Raw genomic sequence first — 25521 nt, 5'->3', positions numbered from 1 at the left:
GCGTGTGCCCCTGCGCCAGTGCGGGAACTCAGTGATCACCAGTGATCATCCGTGAGGCAAAACTCCCAGCAGCCAGCGCTACTGTCAAGAGGCAATCAAGCGGCATGACATCATTTCTTCACTGGTGCAGTTGCAGCTGTAAACCTTCACCTCTTATCCATGACAAAGGAGTCATCACAATGAGCGCAACCGACGTCGTCATCCTGGCCGGTTCACGCACCCCACAGGGTCGCATCAACGGACAGCTTGCCGCGCTCACCGCAGTGCAGCTCGGAGCAGCAGCAATCACCGGTGCGCTTGCCCGCGCCGGCGTCGCTCCAGAGCAGGTCGACGCCGTACTCATGGGACAGGTGCTCCAGGCCGGTTGCGGCCAGAATCCGGCCAGGCAGAGCGCGATCGCTGCCGGCATCCCCTGGCACGTTCCGTCGATGACGCTCAACAAGGTCTGCCTGTCTGGGCTGGCTGCCGTGGTGGACGCGGCCAGGCTCATCCGTTTGGGAGAAGCCAGCGTTGTCGTTGCCGGTGGCCAGGAATCGATGACCCACGCCCCGCACTTGCTGCCTGGCTCCCGGCAGGGCTGGCCGTACGGCGCCGTTACCGCCTTCGACCATGCCGCCCATGATGGGCTGACGGATGCCTTCGACGGCCTCTCCATGGGCCTGTCCACCGAGACGGTCAATGGCAGGCTCGGCATCAATCGGGTGAGCCAGGACAGGATCGCCGCTGTGTCGCACCAGCGCGCGGCACGAGCATCCGCTGCCGGCGTTTTCGACGACGAGATCACGCCATTGTCCGTGCCGCAGCGACGCGGTGAGTCGATTGTTATCAGCGCCGATGAAGGGGTGCGCGGCGACAGCACCGTCGACACTCTCGGAAAGCTGCGCCCGGCATTCACAACGGATGGAACCATCACTGCGGGCAATTCCTCGCCACTGTCGGACGGCGCGAGTGCTCTGGTACTGGCAAACCGTGAGTGGGCAGAAGCGCACGGGCTCACGTGGCTGGCCGTCGCCCAGGCATCCGGTCATGTCGCAGGACCCGACAATTCGCTGCACTCCCAGCCGGCACACGCCATCTCACACGCTCTCACGCGCCAGGGCTGGACCACGAGCGATCTCGATTTCGTGGAGATCAACGAGGCCTTCGCCGCAGTCTCGTACCAGTCGACGATCGATCTCGGCCTCGACAGCGACCAGGTCAACATCCATGGCGGAGCAATTGCGATCGGCCACCCCATCGGTGCCTCTGGCGCGCGGCTGGCACTGCACGCAGCACTCGAGCTCTCGAGGCGGGGGGCGGGCAAGGCTGCAGTCGCGCTTTGCGGCGGTGGCGGCCAGGGCGACGCGTTGCTGCTGTCACGCTGACGCACGTCATTGTCTGCGCTGTCACGCTGACGCACTGTGTTGTGTGAATCGGCGTTGTCTGAATTGGCACTTTCTGGATGGACCAACCCGCTCATCCGTGTGAACTGACGCCTCTTTCGCGGCTCAGCCGCCCTGTCATTCCGGCGCGCCCACTCCGGCGCCGGACGCCCGCTCCCCTTGTCGCACCGCTGAGCGCGGTGATACTGTCCGACACTCTCGGGGTGAGAATTCCCACATCGTTCGGGGCAGACCGGGAGGGGTTTGATCGGCAGGGGGTTCGGGCATGGCACTCGAAAGCATCCCCCCTGTCATCCGGCCCCGCACGCCTCCGCACATCCGGCTGGCCGACCTCGCCTCACACGTTGGGTCTCGGCATGCGGCTGATGATGTTGCGACGATTGTGACGGGCATCGCCCTCTCGACAAGGACCGTGCAGCCCGGCGACCTGTTTGTTGCCCTGCCAGGAAAGAACGGCCATGGTGCCGAATTCAGCGACCGTGCGGTGCAGGCCGGCGCGGTCGCCGTGCTCACCGATGCCGCAGGCGAGATAGCAGCGCGAGCCGCAGGCGTGCCGTACATCGTGAGCGACAATCTGCGAGATCGGCTCGGCGAGCTCAGCGCATTCCTCTACAGCACACACGAGAACGCCCCGACCCTGTTCGGCATCACGGGAACGAACGGCAAGACCACGACGACTCACGTTCTTGAGGCTGCCCTGCGGCAGATGGGAATCGTCACTGGCCTCTCAAGCACGGCCGAGCGTCATATCAACGACGAGATCTTCGTTTCCCAGCTGACGACACCGGAGGCCACCGACGTCCATGCGCTGCTGGCTCGGATGGCGGAAGAGCGCGTGGAGGCTGCCGTGCTCGAAGTGAGCGCACAGGGCCTCACCCACTCCCGCGTCGACGGCATCCTCTTTGACTGCGTTGGCTTCACCAACCTCTCGATCGACCACCTCGACGACTACGGCACGATGGACACCTACTTCGAAGCCAAGGAGATGCTGTTCAGTCCGGCTCGAGCGCGCGTCGGTGTTGCGAGCCTGGAGACGCCGTGGGGCGCCAGGTTGATGTCAGGTCATGGGATCCCTGTCACGTCGATCTCCGCCGACGCCGGCAACGACCCCGACTGGCAGTTGGAGATTCTCGAGGTGCTGCCGGAGGCAACCCGCTTCCGTGTGCAGAACAGGGCAGGGGAGGCCGTTGAGACATCGGTCGCCCTGCTCGGTGACCATCTCGTAGCGGATGCCGGGCTCGCGATTGCGATGATCGTCACGGCCGGCTACCCCATCTCCCAGGTCGCGGCTGCGTTGCAAGACGGAATCGACGTGTACATTCCCGGCCGCACCGAGAGCGTGTCAGGGCCGACGGGACCTCGGGTGTACGTGGACTTCGGCCACAGCTCAGACGCATTCGAGAAGACACTCCGGGCTGTACGGACTGTGACCCAGGGCCGCGTCATCATGTTGTTCGGCGCCGACGGCGACCGCGACCCGCACAAACGCCCCGAAATGGCCAGGGTCGCCGCCGCCAACTCCGACATCGTCGTCATCACCGACCATCACCCGCGCTTTGAAGACCCGGCCAGCATCCGCCGAATGCTGCTGGATGCCGCCAGGGAGGCTTTCCCCCACAAGCAGATCGTGGAGGTGTCGCCACCGGAGGCCGCCATCGACTACGCGGTCGACCTCGCCGATGCCGACGACGCGATCCTGTGGGCGGGACCTGGGCACCAGGACTACCGCGACATCAGAGGCGTGCGCACGCCGTACTCCGCGCGCGCACTGGCCAGGGAAGCACTCACGCGACACGGGTGGCCGGCGTCGGGCTGAGGCCCGCCCCTGGCCAGCTGGTCCGCTCGTACACGGCGCCGGGGCGGCATCCGCTCATTCAGGCCTGTGTATGAGACCTCAGGGGGCCGGCTGGCCGGCAATGGCCAGCAGCACACCGGCGCCGGTGCGCGCGTCGTCGACGGTGACCACGAAACGCTTACCGTTCGCCTTCGTCACTTCGATGGCTTCGCCGCCCCGCAGGATGATTCCGCTTCGCCCTTGAGCACCGAAACGGTAGCCCCATCCCCCGAAGTCAGCCATCGGCACGATGTCGACGACCTGCACGTCGCGGATCTCTGACACGGGAATTTTCACCCGAGGCCAGCCGAGCATGCTGCGCACGACAAGACCGCGGCGGTCGGCGCTCACCCGCCAGACCGTAGTCGTCGCGGCGAGGACCAGCACGAGCACGAGGGTTGCCATTCCGAAGAGCGCGGTGCCGCCTGAGGTCACAACCGCGACGATCAGCGACACCAATGCCACCAGGATCACCGCTGAGATCAAGACGAGCACACCAGGGGCCATGCGCGCGCTGCGTGACCAGGCCACGCGCTCACCAGGAGCAAGCCGGATCGCGGTCGGCTCTTCGCCCTCTGGGAGGGAGTCATCGGCGGCGGGCAGCAGCAGCCAGGCGATGCCGGCGACGACGAGGCCGATGCCAGCGCCGGCGAGAAGCCAGAGGACGGGATCGCCCGCGTCAGCGGCATCCGCTAACCCACGCTGGATCCAGGCTGAACCCGCAACGCCGACGCTCAGGAGAACGCTGAGCCACACGCCCATCACGACGACGAATTTCTGGTTGAAGCCGGGTTGGCCGGTCGAGCGTGCAGTCAGCAGGGAACCGAGGGCGATCGCGCAGAACAGGACGGTAACGCCGAGAGGTATGAATACGAGGGTCCAGGCTGAACCGAAACCGTCGACGCCTGAGCCGTTCCAGTGGGTTGCGACCGGGTTGGGGAGCTCTGGAATCCACGTGATCATCAGGATCGACGACGCGAGAGCGATCACGACCGGCACGACTCCCCCGATCACGACGAAGCGCCTGGTCGTGGATACGGATGCTGCGGTCATTGGTATGCCTCTCTGATGATGGCCAGGAGTGCCGAACGTGACACCCCAACGGCGCGAGCCTCTGCGACAACCGAGCTGACCGCTGTGGTCAGGCCGGCATAGTCGGTCACTCGCTCTGTGACAGTCGCTCCCCTGCCGGGGCGCAGCTCAATCAGTCCTTCGTCGCGGAGCGTTTGATACGCCCGCAACACGGTGTGCAGATTGACATCGAGCGAGTGCGCGAGTTCACGCGCGGACGGAAGCCGTTCGCCAGCCTGCAGCGACCCGTCAATGGCTGCTGCACGGATGCTCGTTGACAGCTGCTCAAAGAGGGGAACCTCGGAGGACGGATCGACTCGAACTAGCATGCGTCCATCCTATTGTTCTAGTTGTAATAGAACAACCGGTAGGGCTGCATCCCCTTCTCGTCTAGTCTTCCGGCATGGGGGAAATACATAAAGCCAGCACTGTCGCTCGCAACTGGATCCGGCGGCCGACCGTGATTCTGGCTGCATCAGTAGGCATCTTGCTGGCCGCAATGGTCGCTGTCAGCCTGAACACCCGGACGGATCGCCCAACGACGGAAGCCGGAGTCTCCGCGGAGGTGAGCGTCGAACTAGATGCGATGGAAAACTCGCTTCCGGCCGAGGCACACGCACACTCAACGGAGGAACGCACGACCGAACCGTGCCCGGATGGCGGCGGCGGGATGCAGGCGGCCTTCACCCGCACCATCACCGTCACCGCCGAGTTCGATCGGCTGGCCTGGCTGAACGAACTCTCCAGCCGCTACGAGGCCAAGGGCTGGTCGACGTCATCCACCATGAATCCGGGCAGCGGGTACCACACCGTCACGGCGGTCGGTCCGCTCCTCCTGATCTACAAGATCACCGAGCGGATGCCGGCCGACGAGCCCCACATCGTCATCACTGCCAGCTCACGCTGCACCGGAGGTTTGTAGACTCTTCTCTGGCCGCAGACCATAGAGCCTGCGCCCGAGAGGACAGCAGTAATGAGCCTGATCAGGCTGCACGATGTAAGCATCCGTTTTGAGAACACACAGATTTTGCGGGAAGCATTCTTCCGGCTCGAGCCTGGCGACCGAGTTGGCCTGATCGGCAAGAACGGGTCTGGCAAGTCGACGATCCTGAAGCTGATCCTTGAGCAGGTGATGCCAGACTCCGGCACGGTCACCGTGGAATCCGGTACGAAGATCGGGTACTTCTCCCAGTTCTCCGAACTCGACGGCACCGCAACGATTCTCGAGGTGCTCGACGAGCTGTTCGTCGACATCAAGGCGATCGAGGCCGAGCTGGCGTCGATCGATGTCGCGATTGCGGCCGACCCGTCTGGCGGCGCAGAACTCGACCGGTTGATCATGCGCCAGGCCGAGCTGTTCGAAGACATGGACCGCCTCGACGGCTGGGACTACACGCGCCGCATCGACACGGCGCTCACCACTCTCGGCTTCAACGAGGCGCACCGGGTGTGCGCTATCGACGAGCTGTCTGGCGGATGGCGCAACCGTGCGGCCCTCGCCAAGATCCTGCTGGAGCGCCCTGACGTGCTGCTGCTCGACGAGCCCACCAACTTCCTCGATGTCGCCGGCGTCGAATGGCTTGAGGCCTGGTTCCGCGACTTCCGCGGCGCGGCAGTCATCGTCTCGCATGACCGGAAATTCCTGGATGCCGTTGTCACTCGCATCATCGAAGTTGAGAACTTCCACCTGCATGAGTACCCGGGCAATTTCGGCGAATACGTGGTGCAGAAGCAGTTCAAGCTGAAGACGCTTGAAGCGCAGTTCGTGCACGAATCAGAGCTGCTGGCGTTCGAAGCTGAGGGCATCGCCGATCGCCGTGAGGCAACAAAGGCGGCGAGTCGCAAGCTCGGCAGCCAGCTGGCGACGATCAAGAAGTCGCGTGCGCCACGCCCCGTCGACCAGATCATCACCGAGATCTACGGCGGACTGCACATCAAGGACGTGCTCTGCCGCGTCGAATCGCTCAGCAAGTCCTACGGCGCCAAGACGCTGTTCAACGACCTCACATTTGAGATCCGTCGCGGCAACCGCTTCGTGGTGTTGGGATCCAACGGCAGCGGCAAGTCGACGCTGCTCAAGGTCTTGACCGGCGAAGAGAAAGCGGATGCCGGCACGGTCAACTGGGCCAGCGGCGCCGGAGTCGTGTCGTACAACCAGATGCTCGCGGATCTTGACCCTGACGACACTGTCACCCACGCCGTGAACGCGCTGCCGGGCAGCCTCGCCTTCACCGCCACGCGCAAATCGGTGAACAGGTTCCTGGCGATGTTCCAGTTCTCAGAGGCAGACCTCAAGCAGAAGATCGGCAACCTCTCCGGAGGGCAGCGCGCACGCGTCGCGATGGCGCAGTGCCTCTTGTCTGGCGCATCCGTTCTGCTGCTCGACGAACCGACCAACCACCTCGACATGTCGAGCACGCAGGTGATGGAGCGAGCACTGCTGCACTTCCCCGGCGCGATTGTGGTTGTCAGCCACGACAGGTTCTTCACCGAGAAGGTAGCCAACCGGCACCTGGTGTTTGGCGGCGCGGATGCCGGTCTGGGCGAGATCGAGGTGCGCGCGGCGTAGGTTGCGGGGGCTGGTTGCTCTCGGGGCCGATTGTTCTCGGGGCTTCTCGGGGCCGATTGTTCTCGGCATCGGGCTGGAGCGGGGTTCGAGGGCACCTCCTCCACAGAACGCCTGTTCGATAGTTCTGCACAGATTACCGAAAGACACTAGAACTAAGTTTCCCTCAGTTCTAGTGTGGAGGTATGGAATCATTCGTCGATGAGCGGCCGGGCCAGCAGGCCCCACCGCTGCCGTATCAGCAGCAACCGCCCCCGCATGATCAGGCCATCGCGCAGCTCCCAGAGCAACTGGTGAACGTCGCAACGGAGGTCGCCCAGCTCGGTGACTGTGCGGCATCCTTCGCCGCGCATAGCGACACCCGGTTGATGCAGGGCCAGGATCAGATTACGGCGCTCCGCCGACACGTCGACCGATACGCCGCCTGGATGGCAGGTGAGATCGCTCGCCGCTCCACCCACGATCTCGGCTATGCGGGCCTTGCGCAACGCAATGGCTTCCTCACCCCAGAAGCCATGATCCAGGCGACGTCCGGTGGCACGCGAACGGATGCCGCGAAACTTGTCGCCGTCGGCACACTGCTGAACCAGACCGAGGCTGCCGAAGAGTTCCAACAGGATCCAGGTTCACCGTTCGCGGAGTTGCCCTGGCTGGCAAGCGTTGCGGGAGCCGTGCGCACCGGCGCACTCTCTGTGGACGCAGCGGATGCGATCCGAAAGGGCTTGGGCGACATCGACGCCGGGGTTCCCGCAGAGAAGCTTGCCGCAGCAGCGCGGTTCTTGCAGGACGAGGCCGGCACGTTGAACGCCGACCAGCTGCTTCGCAGGGCTCGCCACCTCCGCGACGAGCTCGACGCCGATGGCATCGCTCGCCGTGAGAGAACTCAACGCGACGCGCGCAGCTTCCGCATTTGGAAGCAGCCAGACGGCATGTATCGCGTCTCCGCGCTGCTCTCCCCTGAAGATGGACGCCTGGTCGAAACGATCATCGACGAGGCCACCTCACCTCGACGCGGCGGACCCCGGTTCGTCGACAAGGAACTGGCCGAACGCGCTCAGGAGCTCCGCAACGACGAGCGTTCGACCGAACAGATCGCGGCCGACACCATTCTCGCTCTGCTTCAGATCGCTGTCGAAGCCGATCCGAACACCGTGTTCTTCGGACGCCGTCCCACCGTCCGGATCCTTGTCACCGAGAAGGCACTGTATGAACACCAGTCCCACGGGAGCGGCAGCGGTGGTGGTGGTGGTGGTGGTGGTGGTGGTGGTGGTGGTGGTGGTGGTGGTGGTGGTGCTCGCACAGGCACTGGCACTGGCACTGGCACTGGCACTGGCACTGGCACTGGCACTGGCAGCAGTGACACAGAGCGGGCTGGCCATGGGACGATCGAAGGCCATCCCGACCCGGTCTCGATGGAAACCGTCGAACGGCTCCTGTGCGCAGGCTACACAGGCATCAAGTTCGATGACGACGGGCAATGCGTGAACGTCGGTCGCAACCAACGCCTCTTCACCGAGAGGCAGCGCATCGGGCTTGCTGCTCGCGACGGAGGCTGCCGATGGCCTGGTTGCGACAGACCCACTTCCTGGACTGAAGCACACCACATCGACCATTGGGGTGCCGACAACGGCAAGACCGACATCGCAGACGGAGTGCTGCTCTGCCGCGGACACCATTTGCTCCTGCACAACAATCATTGGCACGTAACCCGCGACGGCAACAACTACTGGCTGATTCCGCCCAGAGCTATCGACCCGGGCCAGTCTCCGATCCCGATGCCGAGCAAGAGCCCACCATCGTGAACCGAAACCGGGACCGGGACGGGAACGGGAACGGGAACGGGAACGGGAATGGGAATGGGAATGGGAATGGGAATGGGAGTTGGAGTGGCAGCGGCTCGACTCGATTCGGCTCGATTCGGCTCGACTAGACTCCGCTCGGCTCGACTCCGCTCGGTACTAGGCCACGACAAGCTTGTTCTCGTACGCGAACACCACAACATGTACACGACTGCGCAATTCCAACTTCTGGAACACCGCACGAACGTGTGTCTTCACCGTCGCCGCGCTGAGATAGACGGCATCGGCAATCTCCGCATTGCTCAAGCCGCGCGCCACCAGGAGAAACACTTCCCGTTCGCGCGGAGTGAGCTTATCGAGGACAGCCTGACGTGGGCTCGTCACCGACGATCGACTGAATTGCTCGATGACACCCATCGCCTCGACGCCACCCGGAAGTCGCTGCCCCGACTGCGCATCCCGAATTGCAGCCAACACCGTATCGGGGTCAGCATCCTTCGTCAGAAAGGCACTCGCGCCAACTCGCAATGCACCATAGACAGCTTCATCGTTGCTGGTCGTGGTCAATACGATCACCCGTGGTCGCTCGTCAGCGATACCGCTTGCGAGAATCTGCTTGGTGGCATCCAGGCCATTCAACACCGGCATTCTGAGGTCCATGAGAATGACATCAGGCTGCTCGCGATCATTGAGTCGCACCGCTTCTTCGCCATTAAGCGCGGTGCCAACGCACTCCATATCGGTTTGAGCCTCGATCAACATGCCGAGGCCTGCCGAAAAGAGCGGCTGATCATCCACCACCGCGACGCGAATGAGCTCAGACATTCGTCAGCTCACCCTCGACGGCCGGCTGTTCGATCGAAATGATGTCATGGGCAGGAATGAACGCAGTGACGACGAAAGTGCCGTCCTCCTCCGAATACTCGGCCGTTAGCCAGCCGCCAGCCAACCGCGCACGCTCCCGCATCCCTTCGACACCTACGCCACGTATCCCGACGCTGGTGGAGTCGACCAAGGGCAGGTCTCCACTCGACGTGACGAGCAACGCCAACCCAGGACCGCGCCAATCAAGTACAACGGCAACCCTGCTTGCCGTACCCGAATGTTTGAGCGCGTTGGTAAGACACTCCTGGACAATTCGAAATACGGCTAGTTCATGCATACGCTGCAGGTCACGGCGCTCCCCCATCACGCGCATCGTGGCCGCCATTCCGAGATCACCCATGTGCTCGACGAGCGGTTCCAGATCGGCAATGGATGCTGCAGGGGTCAGGGAATCCGCATCATCCTGAATGCGCGCCACCAGCTCTCGCACCTCCACCAGAGCAGTGCGTCCCACAGTTGCGATGTTGCCCAACGACTCTGCTGCCACCCCTGGACGAACGGATTGCAACGCAAGCGCGCCCTGTGCCTGCGACACGATGACGGCCAGCGAATGAGCAAGCGCATCATGCACATCACGAGAGATACGCGCGCGATCCTGCGCCAGCCGCAACTCAAAGCTGGTCTCCTCGATTTGGCTATTCGCTGAACGAAGCTCGTCACCGACGCGCAACGCACGCGCAATCGCGGCCCCTGCGTAACCAAGCGCCCACGCCGCAATGTAGAGCCCGAATGCGCCCAGGCTCAGAGTCAGCATCTCCGCCACTGCCGGCTTCGACAAGTCCGGCTGCCCGGTCCACGACATCCAACCGATGGAACCGCCCGGATAGAACATGTTCACTGCAACGAGTGTCGATGCCATGGCGCCAACCGGGATGGCCAGGTATCGAATGACTCCGCGCGCACACCACCCAACGAAAAATGCGGCAAAGGCCGCGGCGAGATACGTCGGCCAACTTGTGCTCGTTGGCGGGGCGAGCCACCCGAACAGCTGGAAGGCAGGTACCGCGAACAGGATCGCCACTGACGCGACGGGAATCCAGGCAGAGACCGCAACAGAGACCGCCAGCAACCCAAGAACGACATACTCGCCAGCAGTCGCTCTGCCAGCTTCCGCAAGGATCCACAACCCCAAAAAGACGATGGCAACGGATGGCGCGGCCCACACTCTGAGCAGTTTCCGCAAGTTCTTCATGACGTCACCCTAGAGTCCGGTGTCGCCGTCTGACCCTCATCCGCGCTCGAATTCATCCGAAGTGATGAGAATGAGTCGCGCATCGGTTGGCATCATCGACGACGTAGCGCCGGTGACAGCGAAAACTCCGCAGCCCCCGCTCACGGGGACTGCGGAGCACAGGACTGCTACGAATCCTTCTTGATATGCGTTACCGCATCGGAATCGTCGATCATCGTGCCCTTTGCACGCTTATCGGCGCGCTTCTGCTTGATGGTCTTGCCCTGCTTTTTATTCAGGTGCCGGTGAGGCGACTTGTCTGGCATATGAACCTCCAAACTGTGTGGGCCTCGCGTGACCCCCACGATCAATTGATCCCCGATTGCAACGTACGCCTCTTTGCTTGGGATCGAAAGTGAACTCCGATGAGCTACTGCGCCGGCGTTTGTCCATCCGGACGATTCGCTCTCAGCACCTCAAGCCTGGCTCGATACTCCACTTCATCGATATCGCCCTGCGCAAATCGTTCAGCGAGGGTGCGCTCGGCAGATCGAGCCCCAGCACCCGGCCCAGCGACCTCAGCCCAATACTGCGGACCGCCGTAATAGCCCGGTCCCCCCGGACCGACCCAACCCCGGCGCCAGCGACGACCAAAGATTGAAAAAATGATGACAAAGAACAAGATCCAGAACAGCGGAATCAACAGGAAGAACCAGCCGAATCCGCCGCCCCAACCCCACCCTGGATGAGCTGCTACGCCCAAAATGACCGCACTCGTGAGCATGATGTGTCCAATCGCTTGTGGTTGGCCCACAGCCGCGGTAGATCCGCTGCCGATGAACCCTGTCACTCCAGAATCGCCATTGCTCGACCGTTTCGAATCTGCCCCAGGAAGACACTTCCGTTACTCCGTTGGGAGTATGCGCTCGACTCGACTCGGCTCGGCTCAGCTCAGCTCAGCTCAGCTCAGCTCAGCTCAGCTCGACTGTTCTACCTGACCGACCAGGCCGGTCTCATACGCGACGATCACCAGTTGCACACGATCACGCGCCGCCAGCTTGCCCATGATCCGAGACACATGCGTCTTCGCCGTCAACGGACTGAGAAACAACCGCTCGCCGATCTCGGCATTCGTCAGCCCATGTCCGACCAGCGCAAGCACCTCCCGCTCCCGCTCTGTCAGCACCTCGATCGCTGAGGTATCGGCAGGAGCAACGGCAACACCGACGCCAGAGATGTCGGTTGAGCTGCCCATAGAGCCGCCAGCCGGACCGCCAACAGTTCTACGTCCAGACGCACCTGCAGCGGCCATCCGCTGCAGCAATCGCCTGGTCACACTCGGCGACAACAGGCCATCACCGGCGGCAACCACCCGCACCGCCCTGATCAACTCGGCCGGCTCGGTGTCCTTGACCAGAAACCCACTTGCTCCCGCACGAATCGCATGCGCGACATACTCATCGAGCTCAAAGGTAGTCACCACCACCACATGCGTTGCACCGAGGGTCGGATTGGCAACGATCTGCTCCGTCGCCCACAGACCATCGCCGTCCGGCATCCGAATATCCATGAGCACAACATCGGGTTTCGTCTCATCCACAACACGCACCGCCTGTCGCCCCGTCGCAGCCTCCCCCACCACATCGAGATCAGGCTCCGATTCGAGCAACGCCCGAAAGCCAGCCCTGATCAAGTGCTGGTCATCGGCAATCACGACCCGAATCACTGAACTGCCCAGCTTCGAGCCCGCGGTTCAGGACGTTGCGGCAACCGAGCCGTGATGTGAAATCCATCGCGATCACCGAAGCCGACCTGCAAACTGCCGCCCAGAAGCTCAGCGCGCTCACGCATTCCGAGCAGACCGCCGCCGTGCACGATGGCATCACTGGCGGCATCCGCTGTGCCGTCATCCGTCACCGTGAGCAGGTATTCGCCACGATCAAAGCCCAGATAAACGGATGCCCCAGAGCCGTTTGAATGCCGCAGAACGTTCGTGAGCGCCTCCTGGCAGATGCGATAGATGGCCAGCTGGGTGGCAGCGGATGCCGCTGATTCGGCCTCGAGCGCCGTCACATAGGTGACGGTCATCCCCTGGGCCCTGAAGGAATCGATCAAGGCAGGCAACGCAGCGAAGTCAGGCTCAGGAGTCAGCGGAGCATTGGGCCGCATCTGGCCGTCTGCACGATCGTCGACGCCACCACCGATGTGCCTGTCGGCAGCGCTCGATAAGCCACCCGCGGCACTGCCTTTGCCGCCGGCGCTGTTGCCGCCAGCGCCGCTGCCTCCGGTGCCGTCACTCGTGGCTCCCCCAGCACCCGCTGCACCGTCTGCGCCATCAGATCGCAGGATCCCCAACACCGAACGCACCTCATCGAGTGCGTTCTTGCTCGAGTCCTTGATGTTGGCCAGCGCCTCGGCCGCCTTCTCAGGCTGGCTATCGATCAGATGCAAACCGACCCCCGCCTGCACATTGATCTGCGACAGCGAATGAGCAAGCACATCATGCAGCTCTCGGGCAATGCGCACGCGTTCACGCTGCTCAGCCGACATCCGCCTGTCATCGGCCAGGCGTCGAAACTCGCGGAAGCGTTCGCGCCGAGCACGCGCCATCTCACCGATTCCCATGGCGAATGCCAGGGCGAGTGTCAGCACGGCAACGCGAACGGGTGCGAACTCGAGACCGAACACACTGGCCAGCACGATGGTGGCCACCCACACCGCCGCAACGCTTGCGTACACCCAGATGCGTGCACCCCGCACGATCCCGAGCGCAATTGCGAAGCCAAGCGCGAGATATGGCGTTCCAATATCCGGGCGGATCAGCAGCAGCGCCGCAGCCGCTAGCGCCGTCACGACGACGACAGGACCAGGGAACCTGCGCGCACCAATCAACGCCAGCGGACCGATGAGCGCAAGGGCAATCGCCAGTACTCCGCCGGAGCGATCCGGGAATCGAGCTACAAAGAAGATTGCAGCCGGCACCTGTACCAGGAACGAGAGCACCACAGGAATCCAGAGCCGGAGCGCTGGGGACAACCACGGGCCAGACGACCAGCCGTTGGCTGGTCCACCCTGCCAGCCCGCACCAGGCGCATCTCCCACGCTGCCGGCACCGCGCCGCTCAGCGGCACGCTGGTGCCAGCTGAAATCCGGAGGCCGGGATTGAGGCATACCCCGATGCTACGTCCGCATGGTGAGCGAAGCCTGTCCGGAGCGCATCATCCGGCCAGAGACCGGCCAGATTACTCCCCGTGGAGTAGTGGCGGAGGAGTAATCGCGGAGTAGTCGAGGCGCTGTCGGTGCGAACTAGCCGAACAGGTTAATCGGCTTCACGATGTCTGCGTAGATGAGCAGCAAGCTCATACCACCGAGGATGATGACGACCGCAAACGTCAGCGGCATCAGCTTGGCGGTGTCGACCGGCCCCGGATCCTTGCGCTTGAACAGCTTCGCGAACGTGCGACGGATGCCTTCCCACAGCGCTCCGGCCACGTGTCCACCGTCAAGCGGCATCAGCGGCACCAGGTTGAACACGAACAAAGCGATGTTCAGCGAGGCGAGCAGTCCGATCATGGTCGCGGCCTTGTCGGCGACCGGAATGGTGTCGATGCTTGCGATTTCGCCAGCCACCCGGCCGACGCCAACCACGCTGATGGGACCATTCGGGTCACGCTCGCCAGGGCCGAATGCTGCGTTGGCGACATCGACAAGGCGCTCAGGCAGGTTGAGGATCATGTGCACAACGCCGCCGACGTTCTCGCCGACAGCGGGCAGAACCGCGGTGACCGGCTGCCGCACCATTTCGGCTGCCGCACCGATGCCCACGAAGCCGACTTCCTGGGTCTCAGATTCGCCGGATTCATTCTTGACGACGTTGCCTGTGGCATCCGTCACATAGCGTTCGGTGAGCTTCGGGGTGAGCGCGAGTGTCACATCATTGCCGTCGCGCTCAACGACGACGCTGAGCTCCTGGCCTGGAGAGTTGCGGATGATCTCCGTTGACTGTTCCCAGCTGGTGATCTCGGTACCGTTGATGCTCACCAGACGATCGCCCGGCTGGATGCCGGCAGCTGCGCCCGGTGCGGCCTCCGCAGAGGAATCGCAGGTCTGCGTTGAACTGGCGGCGGGAATCACACAGGCAGAGACACTGCCGACGGTGGTGGACGACTGGGCGGTACCGAAGCCCATGAGCAGCACCGCGTACAGCACGATGGCGATCAGCAGGTTCATGAACGGGCCGCCGAGCATGACGACAACGCGCTTCCACACCGGAAGCTTGTAGAACGCGCGGTGCTCTTCGCCTTCACCAATGGTCTCGGCGCTGGCCTGCCTGGCCTCTTCGACCATGGTGCTGACGGCGCCAGCCTTCTTGGTCTCTGCGCCGTCGACGCCACCCTCTTGAACGAGGGTATTGAAGAAACCGGTGCTGGCGCTCCGCGCTTCGCCACCATCCTTGGGCGGGAACATCCCGATCATCGAAATGTAGCCGCCAAGCGGAATGGCTTTGACGCCATATTCGGTCTCGCCCTTGCGCTTCGACCACAGCGTCGGGCCGAACCCGATCATGTACTGGGTCACCTTGACCCCGAACAGCTTTGCGGGAACCAGGTGCCCTATTTCGTGCAGGCCGATGGATACGGCGAGGCCAATGACGATGATGGCAACGCCCAGGATGAATAGCAGCACGGATTCCACAGCATCAGCGTATCCGCAGAATGCTTGGAAGCTGCTGGCCGTTCACCGAACGGCTCCGCTGGCCACAACGCGAAAACCTCTCTCCCGCCGACACTGCTGTCGGCGGGAGAGAGGGTGGGTGTGGCAGCTGCCGCTACGCGTCCCTGCGCTTCAACAGCACAGCACCGGCCGCCAGTGCGACGAACGCCCAGACGAGCGTGACCACGATCTGCTGCCAGGTGTCGAGGGGGCTCTCGCCGGTGAAGGCAGACTGGCCAAAGGATGACATGCCGGCATTCATCATGAGGTAGGGACCAGCATCCGCCATCCACTGAAGTCCGGCTATCGCGAAGGTCAGCGGCAGAATCAGGATCAGGCCGACAGCCGTCGCGATTCCGCCGGCGCTACTGCGCACGATTGTGCCGAGCCCCAGAGCGAACAGCGACACAACAGCCAGGTAGAGCGCAGACGCCAGGATCGGCGTGTAGACGTCTGGGTTGGCGAGGCTGGCCTCGATACCCTTGGTCGCCAGGATCGGCGCTGCAATGGCGTATGCACCGACGGAGCTCACCAGCCCAATAACGAACGACGAGACGAACAGCACAACCGCTTTGGCGAACAGGGCCGGCAAGCGGCGCGGAACTGCCGTGAGCGTCGACTTGATCATGCCGGTCATGTATTCGCCGCTGATGACGAGTACGCCGAGCACCGCGATCACCAGCTGGCCGAAGAAGGTGCCGAATGTCGCTGCCTGCACCAGCATGCTTGTCTGCACCTCAGCTGGAAGATCCTGGACGTACTCTGCGCTCAGGCTGATCGACATCAGGAAAGCCAGCCCGACAGACATCAGCACGACTATCGCAAACGACCACACGGTTGAGCGCAGCGTCGTGAGCTTGATCAACTCAGAGCGGAGAACCCGGCCAAAAGTGACGCCGGTCTTCTCCGGGCGGGCGGGCGTGAAGGCGGTACGGGGGGTCAATGTGGCGGTCATCGTGCAAGCTCCGTTTTGTACTCGACGTCGTCTTCAGTCAACGACAGGTATGCCTCTTCGAGCGAGGCGGTGACAGGGGTGAGTTCGTGCAGCGCGATACCGGCCTGAGCAGCAGCCTCGCCGATCTGCGCTGCAGCCAGGCCGGTGATGTTGAGGAGGTCGGCCTGCGTGCTGGTGACGGTGACATCCGCGCTGGCGATCAACCTCGCGAGATCGCCGGCCCTCGGCGTACGCACGGTAACGGATGTTCCGGTCGCGGCAGCCAGGATCTCAGCGACGGGCGCATCAGCGACAACACGGCCGCGGCCCAGCACGATGAGGTGGTCGGCCGTCTGCGCCATTTCGCTCATGAGGTGGGAGGACAAGAAGACGGTGCGACCCTCTGCGGCAAGCTGCCGTGACAGCTGGCGCACCCACAGCACACCCTCTGGATCGAGGCCGTTGACTGGCTCATCAAAGATCAGCGTTGAGGGGTCACCGAGGAGGGCGACGGCGAGGCCGAGGCGCTGACCCATTCCGAGCGAGAAACCGCCGACGCGCTTCTTGGCCACGGATTCGAGGCCGGTCATGGCGATGACCTCGTGGACACGGCGCTGGCTGATGCCATGAGTCGCGGCCATGGCGCGCAGGTGGTTGTAGGCGGTGCGGCCGGTGTGGATGGCCTTCGCGTCAAGCAAAGCCCCGACTTCGTGGAGGGGCGCAGCGTGTTCCGCGTAACGCTTGCCGTTCACCAACGCGGTGCCTGCACTCGGACGGTCAAGACCGACGATCATGCGCATCGTGGTGGACTTGCCCGCACCGTTCGGCCCCAGGAAACCGGTGACCCGTCCTGGCGCAATCGTGAATGTCACATCGTCGACGGCGGTCTTGGCGCCGTACGTCTTGGTCAAGCCCTGAATTTCAATCATGCGTCAAGCCTAGAAATCTGAGCGCACGTTGGCATCCGCCGCAAGGAGGGCGTTCGCGACGGCGCTGTCATACCTGAGTACTACGTGAACGCCTTATGCAACGCGAACGCGGCCAGCAGCAGTCAAATGTGCCGTCTTCATCTAGAGTTCCAAGCAAACCAGTTGAGGAGACAGTCATGGCACATCAACTCGTCGTTGGCGCCGGTCTGATCGGACGCCCTGTCGCCGAGCGGCTCGCCGCACGCGGCGATGACGTCACCATCGCAACCCGCTCGGGCTCACGTGCGGCCGGTGCGACTCCGCTCACGCTCGACGCAAGCGATCCATCGGCGTTCAGCCGGGCAGCCGACGGTGCCGCCACGATCTTCCTCTGCACGAACCCGCCGTATACCGACTGGGAAACCGACTGGCCGCCGATCTTCTCTGCAGCCATTGCTGCGGCATCCAGCAGCGGTGCGAACCTGGTCGTGATGGGCAACCTGTATCCCTATGGTTCGCCGACGGGTGTGATGACCGAGCATTCGCCGGAACGCACCACGGAGAAGAAGGGGCTCATTCGCAAGGCGGGCTGGCAGCAGGTACTTGCGGCGCACCGGCGCGGGGAGATCAAGGCCGTTGAGGTGCGGGCAAGCGACTACTTCGGTCCCGGTTCGGGAGGCACAGCCCACCTCGGCGAGTCCTTCTTCACGGCGGTACTGGCATCCAAGACCGCCCGTGTGGTCGGTAAGCCAGCCGTCACCCATAGCTGGAGCTATCTGCCCGATATCGCGACGACGCTGATTGCCGCCGCCGACTATCAGGGTGAATGGGGGCGCATTTGGCATGTGCCGAGCGCCGCGTACAGTCGCAACGAGATCGCCGCCCAGCTGAATGCCATGTACGGCACCAGGGGAAAGGTCTCGGGTTACCCACAGTGGATGCTGCGTGCCCTGGGAATGGCCAGTCCGATGATGCGAGAGATTTCGGCATCGAGCTATCAATTCGTTGTGCCGTTTGTCATTGATGCCACGGAGACGAAAAGAGAGCTGGGCTTGCAAGCTCCCGACTGGGATGCGTCGCTCCGGACGACCGCAGAGAGTTACCGCGAGCCGACGGACTAGTTGCCGCTGCCGATCACCTTGTCTGCCGCACGCCGCGCCCACTCTTCAGCAGCAGCCAGCGAGTCCAGGCTCAGCGCACCATCCTGCTCATGTGATTCAACGACAGCCCGCACGGTGTCAACAATGCCGAGGAACGGCAAGCGCCCATCGTGGAATGCGGCGACAGCCTGCTCATTGGCGGCATTGAACACCGCTGGATACGTACCGCCGGCGCGACCGACGGTCTTGGCCAGTTCGACTGCGGGGAATGCCACATCGTCGAGTGGCTCAAAAGTCCAGGACTGTGCAACGGTCCAGTCGATGGGCGCGCCAACAGCACCTACGCGGTTCGGCCAGTCCAGTCCGAGTGAAATGGGCAGACGCATGTCGGGCGGAGACGCCTGGGCGATGGTCGACCCATCGATGAACTCCACCATGGAATGCACGACAGACTGCGGGTGCACCACGACATCAATGCGGTCATAGCCGACATCGAACAAGAGGTGCGCCTCGATGATCTCCAGGCCCTTATTGACCAGGGTCGCCGAATTCGTGGTGACAACCATGCCCATATTCCACGTCGGGTGGGCGAGGGCCTGGGCTGGCGTGACGGATGCCAGCTGCTCACGGGTCCTGCCACGGAATGGTCCACCGGATGCCGTCAGCACCAGCCGACGCACCTCATCCGCTGTCCCTGAGCGCAGCGCCTGCGCGATGGCTGAGTGCTCCGAATCGACGGGCACGATCTGGCCGGGAGCCGCGATTGACTTCACCAGGTCGCCACCCACGATGAGAGATTCCTTGTTCGCCAGCGCGAGCGTACGACCTGCCTGCAGCGCGGCCAGTGTCGGGCCAAGCCCGATGGAACCGGTGATTCCGTTCAGCACGACGTCGGCATCGACATCCCGCACCAGCTGTTCTGCTTCTACGGCGCCAAGCGCGGTGTTCTCAACGTGGAATTCCGCTGCCTGCTCGTCGAGCAGGGCACGATTGCTGCCCGCCGCCAGTCCGACCACGTCGAACCGGGTGGGGTTCGCCCTGATCACGTCGAGCGCCTGGGTTCCAATAGAACCGGTTGATCCGAGGATTATTACTCTCTGCACCCTCCCCATGCTAGGCCCGCCTCCGTTTCGGCGCTGGCGAGGTCAGCTCTGGAGGTCCGTTCTGCGAGTGGCGAGCGGCGAGCGCGGCAACCGGCAAGCGGCGAACGCGATAGCGCTGGCAGGCGCAGATGCAGCAGCTTCGGCTGTGGCTGGACTCTAGCTGCGGCAGCGGATACGGCTGCGGCTGCGGCTGCGGCTGCGGCTGCGGCTGCGGCGGTGGGCCGCGTGTCCCGTTCACCCGTTGGACACCGAGCACCCCTAGCCTTCGGCGAGCGCCGGTGTTGCGCCAATACCGTGCCGGTGTTGCGCCAGTGCTGTGCCGGCGTGTGCAGGACAGGAGCGTATTTGCGACATGAACGGTGCAGAGCGCCCGGATTGCGCAATCATGGAAACGGGGAGGACAGGGGAAAGCATGACCGGAGTGGCAGTGACTGATCTGGCGGAGGTGCCCAACCGCGCCACCGGCCTGTTGCTGGCGGGCGATCGTGCGCCAGAACCGCGCACCCTGATCGACATTCTTCGTGAGAGCGCGGAGGCCAATCCACAGGCATCCGCTCTCATCGACGCCGACGGCTCGTTGAGCTACCGGCAGCTGATGCGGCTGGTCACGGCACAAGCGGCCGCACTGATCGCCGCCGGTGTCACGAACGGCGATCGCGTCGGCATCCGTATTCCGTCTGGCTCACGCACCCTGTACGTATCGATCCTGGCCGCCATCGCCGCCGGCGCGAGCTATGTGCCCGTCGACGCCGATGATCCAGACGAACGCGCAGAGCTCGTCTTCGGCGAAGCGGATGTCGTCGGCGTTGTCGGCGCCGATGGCTCGTTCGTCCCGCGCGGGCAGGGCAGCATTCCGGCTGCGGCGGCCTCGGATACAGATACCGCTACGGCTACGGCTACGGCTACGGCTACGGCTACGGCTACGGCTACGGCTACGGCTACGGCTACGGTGCAGCCACCAGCACCAAGTCCAACGCCAACNTACGTACGGCTACGGCTACGGCTACGGCTACGGCTACGGCTACGGCTACGGCTACGGTGCAGCCACCAGCACCAAGTCCAACGCCAACGCCAACAGGCACGCTCCCCCGCATCACCGACCCCACCCCAGACGACGACGCCTGGGTGATCTTCACCTCTGGCTCGACGGGCGTCCCCAAGGGCGTCGCCGTCTCGCACCGCTCCGCCGCGGCATTCGTCGACGCCGAAGCCAGGCTCTTCCTGCAGCACGACCCCATCGGACCCGGTGACCGCGTGCTCGCCGGCTTGTCGGTTGCCTTCGACGCGTCCTGCGAAGAGATGTGGCTCGCCTGGCGGAACGGCGCATGCCTGGTGCCAGCACCCCGGTCGCTCGTGCGCTCCGGCGTCGACCTTGGTCCCTGGCTCATCACCCACGGCATCACCATCGTCTCAACGGTGCCGACGCTCGCTGGCCTGTGGCCCGTCGAATCGCTCGAGCTGGTGCGCCTGCTTATCTTCGGCGGCGAAGCATGCCCGCCAGAGCTTGCCGAACGCCTCGCCGTCGAAGGCCGTGAAGTGTGGAACACCTACGGGCCAACGGAAGCGACCGTGGTCTCCTGCGCCGCGCTGCTGAACGGCACTCCCCCGATCCGGATCGGACTCCCCCTCGACGGCTGGGACCTCGCCGTCGTTGACGCCGACGGCCAACCGGTCGGCGCAGGCGACGTCGGCGAACTCATCATCGGCGGCGTCGGCCTTGCCCGCTACCTCGACCCCGCCAAAGACGCTGAGAAGTTCGCTCCCTTTCCGAGCCTCGGTTGGGACAGGGCATACCGCTCGGGCGACCTCGTGCGCTACGAACCAGCCGGTCTTCTCTTCCAGGGCCGCGCAGACGACCAGGTCAAGCTCGGCGGACGACGCATTGAACTGGGCGAAATCGATGCCGCACTGGCCGCCATTCCCGGAGTCGGCGGCGCAGCAGCCGTCGTCCAGACGACGCCGGCCGGCAACCACGTGCTCGTCGGCTACCTCGCGCCCACCGACCCAGCGGCGCCTTTCGACACGGATGCCGCCACCCGGCGACTCCGCGATGAACTCCCCGCTGCCCTGGTCCCGCTGCTCGCCATCGTCGACTCACTGCCCACCCGCACGTCGGGCAAAGTTGACCGTGCAGCACTCCCCTGGCCGCTGCCAATGGTCGGTGATGCAGAGGCCAACCTCGCCGGCCTCGGCGAGACAGCGACCTGGCTGGCCAGCCAGTGGAGCGCCATCCTCGGCACGCCGGTAGCCGGACCCGATGATGACTTCTTCGCACACGGCGGCGGGTCGTTGTCTGCTGCACAGCTGGTCTCCGCCATCCGCACCCGTTTTCCCGAAACCACGGTCTCTGACATCTACGACCATCCCCGCATCGGCGCCCTCGCCGTCGAGCTGGACTCCCGGATACCGCGAGAGGCACAGGAACGCCGTACCGTCACGCCGACCCCGCTGAAAACGCAAGTGATACAGACCGTGCTCGGGATTCCCCTGCACGTGATCGTCGGTCTCCGCTGGATCGTCTATCTCGCCATCGTGAACAACCTGCTCGCCCTGACCGGGATCGCCCACTGGGCCGACTCCACGTCCTGGTGGTGGATCCTGGCCGGGTTCATCCTCTTCGTCACCCCAGCCGGTCGCATGACCATCTCGGTCGTTGCCGCCAGGGCGCTGCTCACCGGCGTGAAACCCGGCGACTATCCGCGTGGCGGCGCCGTGCACCTGCGACTGTGGCTCGCCGAACAGGTGGCGCATCTGGTCGGCGCCGCGAACCTGGCCGGAGCGCCCTGGATCAGCTACTACGCCAGGGCCCTCGGCGCCAGAATCGGGCCAGGCGTCGACCTGCATTCACTGCCTCCGGTCACCGGAATGCTCAAGATTGGGGCTGGCGCGTCCATCGAGCCAGAGGTCGACCTGGCCGGCTACTGGCTGGACGGCGACATCCTGCGGCTCGGTGCCGTGCAGATTGGAGCGGATGCCACGATCGGCTCCCGCAGCACGCTGCTGCCGGGCACCCGTATCGGCAGGGGTGCAGAGATTGCGGCCGGCTCCGCCGTTCACGGCCAGGTGCCCGCCGGCCAGCTTTGGGCCGGCTCCCCCGCCGAACGTATCGGCAAGTCACGGAACGACTGGCCAGACGAGCGGCCGCCGATCGGTACCCGCTGGCTCGTCGCCTACGGCGCCGGCTCCGTGGCGCTCTCGACCCTGCCGGTACTCGCCATTGCCGTTGCGCTCCTGATCATCGGAGCGGGCATCACCGGTACAACCGACCTCGGCGGGGCCGCACTTCGCGCACTGCTCTGGCTGCCCGTCGCCACGGCGGCCGGCGGCGTCGTCTACGCGGGACTCACCGTCGTCGCCGTCAGAGTGCTCAGCATCGGCCTGGTGCCCGGCACATACCCGGTGCGCAGTCGCATCGGCTTCCAGGTGTGGGCAACGGAGCGCCTGCTGGATTCCGCCCGCACCATCTTGTTCCCCTTATACGCGAGCCTGTTCACCCCTGTATGGCTGCGGATGCTCGGTGCCAGCGTCGGTAAGGACGTCGAAGCCTCAACCGTGTTGCTGATTCCCTCGCTCACCACCATCGGCGACCTGGCGTTCCTCGCCGACGACACCATGGTGGCCTCCTACGAACTCGGGCACGGCTGGATGCGCATCGACAGGGCAAAGGTCGGCCGACGCGCCTTCCTCGGCAATTCGGGGATGACCGGCCCAGGACGCACTGTGCCGAAGAACGGACTCGTCGCCGTGCTCTCTGCAACCCCACGGAAAGCGAAATCAGGGTCGTCGTGGCTCGGGAATCCGCCGGTGCGTCTCCGGCGCGCGGTGGCCGAGTTCGATGAGACCCGCACCTTCCAGCCGTCGACCGCGCTGCGCATCGCACGGCTGCTCTGGGAGTGCTGCCGGTTCGTGCCCGTCGTGGTCTCTGCCGCCATCGCGCTCGGCATCATCGTTGGACTCGAATGGATGATCGCGGCCTGGGGCACACCCGTGACGATCCTGTTGTCCGGCGTGGCGATGCTGGTTGCCGGAGCTGTGGCGGCGGGCGTCACGACAGTGATGAAGTGGATTCTGGTGGGGCGAATCAGGGTGGAGGCGCATCCGCTGTGGTCGTCGTTCGTCTGGCGCAACGAAGTGTCTGACTGCTTTGTGGAACTGGTGGCCGCCCCGTGGTTCGCTGTCGCGGCGACGGGAACACCCGCACTGGCCTGGTGGCTGCGCTCCCTCGGCGCGCGGCTCGGCCGGGGCACCTGGTGCGAGTCGTACTGGTTGCCTGAGGCCGACCTGGTGAGCCTCGGCGACGGTGCGACGGTCAACAGGGGCTGCGTCGTGCAAACCCACCTCTTCCACGACCGGGTGATGTCGCTCGACACCGTCGTGCTCGCCGACGGTGCAACGCTTGGCCCGCACAGCGTGATCCTGCCCGCGGCCGCCATCGGTTCCCACGCAACTGTCGGCCCTGCCTCCCTCGTCATGCGCGGCGAATTCGTGCCTGACTCAAGTCGCTGGGCTGGTAATCCGATTGCGCCCTGGAACGCGGGGCGATCCTCATGACCTGCAGCAGAGCCGGACGATGGGTCGCCCTGCGTGATGGGACACCTGACGGGTCGCATGATGGGTCGCCTGGGTCACCTCGGATGATCGATTACGCCGCATGATCAATTACTCTGGCGAGGTGACAGCTGCCGACGAGGAAAAGACCCATGGCGCGGCAAGCTTCGGCGACCCGTACCTGCCGGGCAGCGGCAATGGCGGCTATCTCGTCACGCACTATGCCGTGGAGCTCGACTATCGCGTCGCCGGCAATCGGCTGGCAGGAACGGCGATCATCACGGCGGTGGCCACGCATCCGCTGGGCAGGTTCAGCCTTGATTTCTCCGGGCTCTCTGCCCAGAAGGTGCGCGTCAATGGCGTGCGAGCGCCTCGCTTCACGCAAAGCGCCCACAAGCTCACCATCACTCCCGCACGCCCACTCGAAGTCGGCGAGCGCTTCACCATCACCGTGCGTTACGGCGGTTCACCGGCACCACGGCGCAGCCTCTGGGGTGATGTCGGCTGGGAGGAACTCACCGACGGCGTGCTGGTTGCCGGCGAACCGTGCGGCGCGCCCACCTGGTTTCCGTGCAACGACCACCCGAGCAACAAGGCGACGGTCACCCTCACCATCACCACGGACTCGCCGTACCGCGTCGTGGCGTGCGGAACACTGGTCTCCCGCACGATCAAGGCGAGCAAGACCGTGTGGGTTTTCGACACCGCCGAACCGGTGGCCACGTACCTGGCCACCGTGCAGATCGGGCACTACGCCCTGCATCCCATTGCCGCAGCAGACATCCCGCAGCGGGCATATATCCCGGTCGACCTCGCTGCAGACGTTGCAACCGACTTCGCACGACAGCCCGCCATGATCGAATCCTTTGAGCGGATGTTCGGACCATATCCATTCCCGGAATACACCGTTGTCGTGACGGATGACGAGCTGGAGATTCCGCTTGAGGCCCACGGCCTGTCGGTCTTCGGCCGCAACCATGTCGACGGTGCGCACGGCTCCAGCCGACTCATCGCGCACGAACTCGCCCACTCGTGGTTCGGCAACAGCCTCACCGTGTCATCGTGGCAGCACATCTGGCTGCACGAGGGCTTCGCCTGCTACGCGGAGTGGCTGTGGTCTGAGGAGTCGGGCGGGCCAACCGCCCAACGCCTCGCCGAGTCGTACTGGGCAAAGCTCAGCGCGCTGCCGCAGGACATCCTGATCGGCGACCCCGGCCCCGACCTGATGTTCGACGACCGGGTGTACAAGCGCGGTGCGCTTGCCCTGCACGCTCTACGGCTCACGATCGGCAGTGAGCTGTTCTTCACGATGCTGCGCGAGTGGACAGCGCTCAAGCGGTTCGGTTCAGTGACGACGGCGGAGTTCGTGACACATGCCAGCGGATACACGGATCGCTCCGTCAGCGCGCTGCTCGGCCTCTGGTTGTTCGACACTGCACTGCCGAAGCTTCCGCGGGGGTATCGCGACTGATCCCGGCTTCCCGGCTTCCCGGCTTCCCGGCGGTCG

The 25521-nt window shown here is 64.2% G+C and carries 21 protein-coding genes; 9 read left to right on the top strand and 12 right to left on the bottom strand.

Annotation, left to right across the window (positions count from 1 at the left end; genetic code table 11):
* Window positions 1-179: 179 nt before the first annotated feature.
* Window positions 180-1364, top strand: coding sequence for an acetyl-CoA C-acetyltransferase (locus tag AC25Z0_RS13305; RefSeq protein ID WP_488133506.1), 1185 nt, complete (start codon window positions 180-182; stop codon window positions 1362-1364).
* Between the two features lie 283 nt (window positions 1365-1647).
* Window positions 1648-3198 carry a Mur ligase family protein gene (locus tag AC25Z0_RS13300; protein ID WP_488133505.1) on the top strand — a complete coding sequence of 517 codons (1551 nt, stop codon included), beginning with the start codon at window positions 1648-1650 and terminating at the stop codon, window positions 3196-3198.
* A gap of 78 nt (window positions 3199-3276) precedes the next feature.
* Here the strand turns inward: AC25Z0_RS13300 and AC25Z0_RS13295 are convergent, their stop codons facing one another.
* Together AC25Z0_RS13295 and AC25Z0_RS13290 are read right to left on the bottom strand one after the other, a co-directional pair.
* Complete coding sequence (locus AC25Z0_RS13295; protein WP_488133504.1) at window positions 3277-4269, bottom strand: DUF1648 domain-containing protein; 993 nt, start codon at window positions 4267-4269, stop codon at window positions 3277-3279.
* Complete coding sequence (locus AC25Z0_RS13290; protein ID WP_488133503.1) at window positions 4266-4616, bottom strand: GntR family transcriptional regulator; 351 nt, start codon at window positions 4614-4616, stop codon at window positions 4266-4268. Before AC25Z0_RS13290 ends, AC25Z0_RS13295 begins: the two co-directional genes overlap by 4 nt.
* 74 nt (window positions 4617-4690) lie before the next feature.
* On the opposite strand from AC25Z0_RS13290, the gene AC25Z0_RS13285 reads away from it, so the two are divergent.
* From AC25Z0_RS13285 to AC25Z0_RS13275, 3 genes are all read left to right on the top strand, one after another.
* The gene (locus AC25Z0_RS13285) at window positions 4691-5209 is read left to right on the top strand and encodes a hypothetical protein (RefSeq protein ID WP_488133502.1); all 519 of its coding nucleotides are present in this window, start codon (window positions 4691-4693) and stop codon (window positions 5207-5209) included.
* Window positions 5210-5260: 51 nt separating this feature from the next.
* Window positions 5261-6856, top strand: coding sequence for an ABC-F family ATP-binding cassette domain-containing protein (locus AC25Z0_RS13280; protein ID WP_488133501.1), 1596 nt, complete (start codon window positions 5261-5263; stop codon window positions 6854-6856).
* 182 nt (window positions 6857-7038) lie between these two features.
* Complete coding sequence (locus AC25Z0_RS13275) at window positions 7039-8655, top strand: HNH endonuclease signature motif containing protein (RefSeq protein ID WP_488133500.1); 1617 nt, start codon at window positions 7039-7041, stop codon at window positions 8653-8655.
* A 156-nt stretch (window positions 8656-8811) separates the two neighbouring features.
* On the opposite strand, the gene AC25Z0_RS13270 is transcribed toward AC25Z0_RS13275, so the two are convergent.
* The 9 genes from AC25Z0_RS13270 to AC25Z0_RS13230 all read right to left on the bottom strand — a co-directional run bounded on the left by AC25Z0_RS13270 (window position 8812) and on the right by AC25Z0_RS13230 (window position 17284).
* The gene (locus tag AC25Z0_RS13270) at window positions 8812-9477 is read right to left on the bottom strand and encodes a response regulator (RefSeq protein WP_488120124.1); all 666 of its coding nucleotides are present in this window, start codon (window positions 9475-9477) and stop codon (window positions 8812-8814) included.
* Window positions 9470-10729, bottom strand: coding sequence for a sensor histidine kinase (locus AC25Z0_RS13265; protein WP_488133499.1), 1260 nt, complete (start codon window positions 10727-10729; stop codon window positions 9470-9472). Before AC25Z0_RS13265 ends, AC25Z0_RS13270 begins: the two co-directional genes overlap by 8 nt.
* Window positions 10730-10896: 167 nt before the next feature.
* Window positions 10897-11034 carry a hypothetical protein gene (locus tag AC25Z0_RS13260; RefSeq protein ID WP_488133498.1) on the bottom strand — a complete coding sequence of 46 codons (138 nt, stop codon included), beginning with the start codon at window positions 11032-11034 and terminating at the stop codon, window positions 10897-10899.
* Window positions 11035-11138: 104 nt separating this feature from the next.
* Window positions 11139-11558, bottom strand: coding sequence for an SHOCT domain-containing protein (locus tag AC25Z0_RS13255; RefSeq protein WP_488133497.1), 420 nt, complete (start codon window positions 11556-11558; stop codon window positions 11139-11141).
* Between the two features lie 126 nt (window positions 11559-11684).
* The gene (locus tag AC25Z0_RS13250) at window positions 11685-12434 is read right to left on the bottom strand and encodes a response regulator (RefSeq protein ID WP_488133496.1); all 750 of its coding nucleotides are present in this window, start codon (window positions 12432-12434) and stop codon (window positions 11685-11687) included.
* Window positions 12431-13879 (bottom strand): sensor histidine kinase, encoded by a 1449-nt coding sequence (locus AC25Z0_RS13245; protein ID WP_488133495.1) that lies wholly within the window; start codon window positions 13877-13879, stop codon window positions 12431-12433. The genes AC25Z0_RS13250 and AC25Z0_RS13245 overlap by 4 nt, the downstream gene beginning before the upstream one ends.
* Window positions 13880-14014: 135 nt before the next feature.
* Window positions 14015-15403: a M50 family metallopeptidase gene (locus AC25Z0_RS13240; protein ID WP_488120118.1), complete on the bottom strand. Its 1389-nt coding sequence runs from the start codon at window positions 15401-15403 to the stop codon at window positions 14015-14017.
* Between the two features lie 133 nt (window positions 15404-15536).
* Window positions 15537-16376 (bottom strand): ABC transporter permease subunit, encoded by an 840-nt coding sequence (locus AC25Z0_RS13235; RefSeq protein WP_488120117.1) that lies wholly within the window; start codon window positions 16374-16376, stop codon window positions 15537-15539.
* On the bottom strand, window positions 16373-17284 hold the full coding sequence (locus AC25Z0_RS13230; RefSeq protein WP_488120116.1) for an ABC transporter ATP-binding protein: 912 nt from the start codon (window positions 17282-17284) through the stop codon (window positions 16373-16375). Before AC25Z0_RS13230 ends, AC25Z0_RS13235 begins: the two co-directional genes overlap by 4 nt.
* Window positions 17285-17460: 176 nt before the next feature.
* On the opposite strand from AC25Z0_RS13230, the gene AC25Z0_RS13225 reads away from it, so the two are divergent.
* Window positions 17461-18384: an NAD-dependent epimerase/dehydratase family protein gene (locus AC25Z0_RS13225; protein WP_488133494.1), complete on the top strand. Its 924-nt coding sequence runs from the start codon at window positions 17461-17463 to the stop codon at window positions 18382-18384.
* On the opposite strand, the gene dxr is transcribed toward AC25Z0_RS13225, so the two are convergent.
* Window positions 18381-19466: a 1-deoxy-D-xylulose-5-phosphate reductoisomerase gene (gene dxr, locus AC25Z0_RS13220; RefSeq protein ID WP_488133493.1), complete on the bottom strand. Its 1086-nt coding sequence runs from the start codon at window positions 19464-19466 to the stop codon at window positions 18381-18383. The genes AC25Z0_RS13225 and dxr overlap by 4 nt on opposite strands.
* Before the next feature lie 352 nt (window positions 19467-19818).
* Here dxr and AC25Z0_RS13215 point away from each other — a divergent pair, with 352 nt between their 5' ends.
* The 3 genes from AC25Z0_RS13215 to AC25Z0_RS13205 all read left to right on the top strand — a co-directional run bounded on the left by AC25Z0_RS13215 (window position 19819) and on the right by AC25Z0_RS13205 (window position 25485).
* Window positions 19819-20595, top strand: a complete 777-nt coding sequence (locus tag AC25Z0_RS13215; protein ID WP_488133492.1) for an AMP-binding protein — start codon at window positions 19819-19821, stop codon at window positions 20593-20595.
* A complete protein-coding gene (locus AC25Z0_RS13210; protein WP_488133491.1) occupies window positions 20505-24017 on the top strand; it encodes a Pls/PosA family non-ribosomal peptide synthetase in 3513 nt (1170 codons plus the stop codon). The genes AC25Z0_RS13215 and AC25Z0_RS13210 overlap by 91 nt, the downstream gene beginning before the upstream one ends.
* Window positions 24018-24117: 100 nt before the next feature.
* The gene (locus tag AC25Z0_RS13205) at window positions 24118-25485 is read left to right on the top strand and encodes a M1 family metallopeptidase (protein WP_488120112.1); all 1368 of its coding nucleotides are present in this window, start codon (window positions 24118-24120) and stop codon (window positions 25483-25485) included.
* Window positions 25486-25521 lie beyond the last annotated feature (36 nt).

The organism is Leifsonia sp. Y862 (genome assembly GCF_057669585.1).
The sequence above is the reverse complement of the archived record's forward strand: the minus strand, read 5'-3'. Positions and strand labels throughout refer to the sequence as shown.

Coding starts and splice junctions, on each gene's coding strand:
- AC25Z0_RS13305 (WP_488133506.1), top strand. CDS start 180: ATGAGCGCAACCGACGTCGTCATCCTGGCCGGTTCACGCACCCCACAG.
- AC25Z0_RS13300 (WP_488133505.1), top strand. CDS start 1,648: ATGGCACTCGAAAGCATCCCCCCTGTCATCCGGCCCCGCACGCCTCCG.
- AC25Z0_RS13295 (WP_488133504.1), bottom strand. CDS start 4,269: ATGACCGCAGCATCCGTATCCACGACCAGGCGCTTCGTCGTGATCGGG.
- AC25Z0_RS13290 (WP_488133503.1), bottom strand. CDS start 4,616: ATGCTAGTTCGAGTCGATCCGTCCTCCGAGGTTCCCCTCTTTGAGCAG.
- AC25Z0_RS13285 (WP_488133502.1), top strand. CDS start 4,691: ATGGGGGAAATACATAAAGCCAGCACTGTCGCTCGCAACTGGATCCGG.
- AC25Z0_RS13280 (WP_488133501.1), top strand. CDS start 5,261: ATGAGCCTGATCAGGCTGCACGATGTAAGCATCCGTTTTGAGAACACA.
- AC25Z0_RS13275 (WP_488133500.1), top strand. CDS start 7,039: ATGGAATCATTCGTCGATGAGCGGCCGGGCCAGCAGGCCCCACCGCTG.
- AC25Z0_RS13270 (WP_488120124.1), bottom strand. CDS start 9,477: ATGTCTGAGCTCATTCGCGTCGCGGTGGTGGATGATCAGCCGCTCTTT.
- AC25Z0_RS13265 (WP_488133499.1), bottom strand. CDS start 10,729: ATGAAGAACTTGCGGAAACTGCTCAGAGTGTGGGCCGCGCCATCCGTT.
- AC25Z0_RS13260 (WP_488133498.1), bottom strand. CDS start 11,034: ATGCCAGACAAGTCGCCTCACCGGCACCTGAATAAAAAGCAGGGCAAG.
- AC25Z0_RS13245 (WP_488133495.1), bottom strand. CDS start 13,879: ATGCCTCAATCCCGGCCTCCGGATTTCAGCTGGCACCAGCGTGCCGCT.
- AC25Z0_RS13235 (WP_488120117.1), bottom strand. CDS start 16,376: ATGACCGCCACATTGACCCCCCGTACCGCCTTCACGCCCGCCCGCCCG.
- AC25Z0_RS13230 (WP_488120116.1), bottom strand. CDS start 17,284: ATGATTGAAATTCAGGGCTTGACCAAGACGTACGGCGCCAAGACCGCC.
- AC25Z0_RS13225 (WP_488133494.1), top strand. CDS start 17,461: ATGGCACATCAACTCGTCGTTGGCGCCGGTCTGATCGGACGCCCTGTC.
- AC25Z0_RS13205 (WP_488120112.1), top strand. CDS start 24,118: ATGATCAATTACTCTGGCGAGGTGACAGCTGCCGACGAGGAAAAGACC.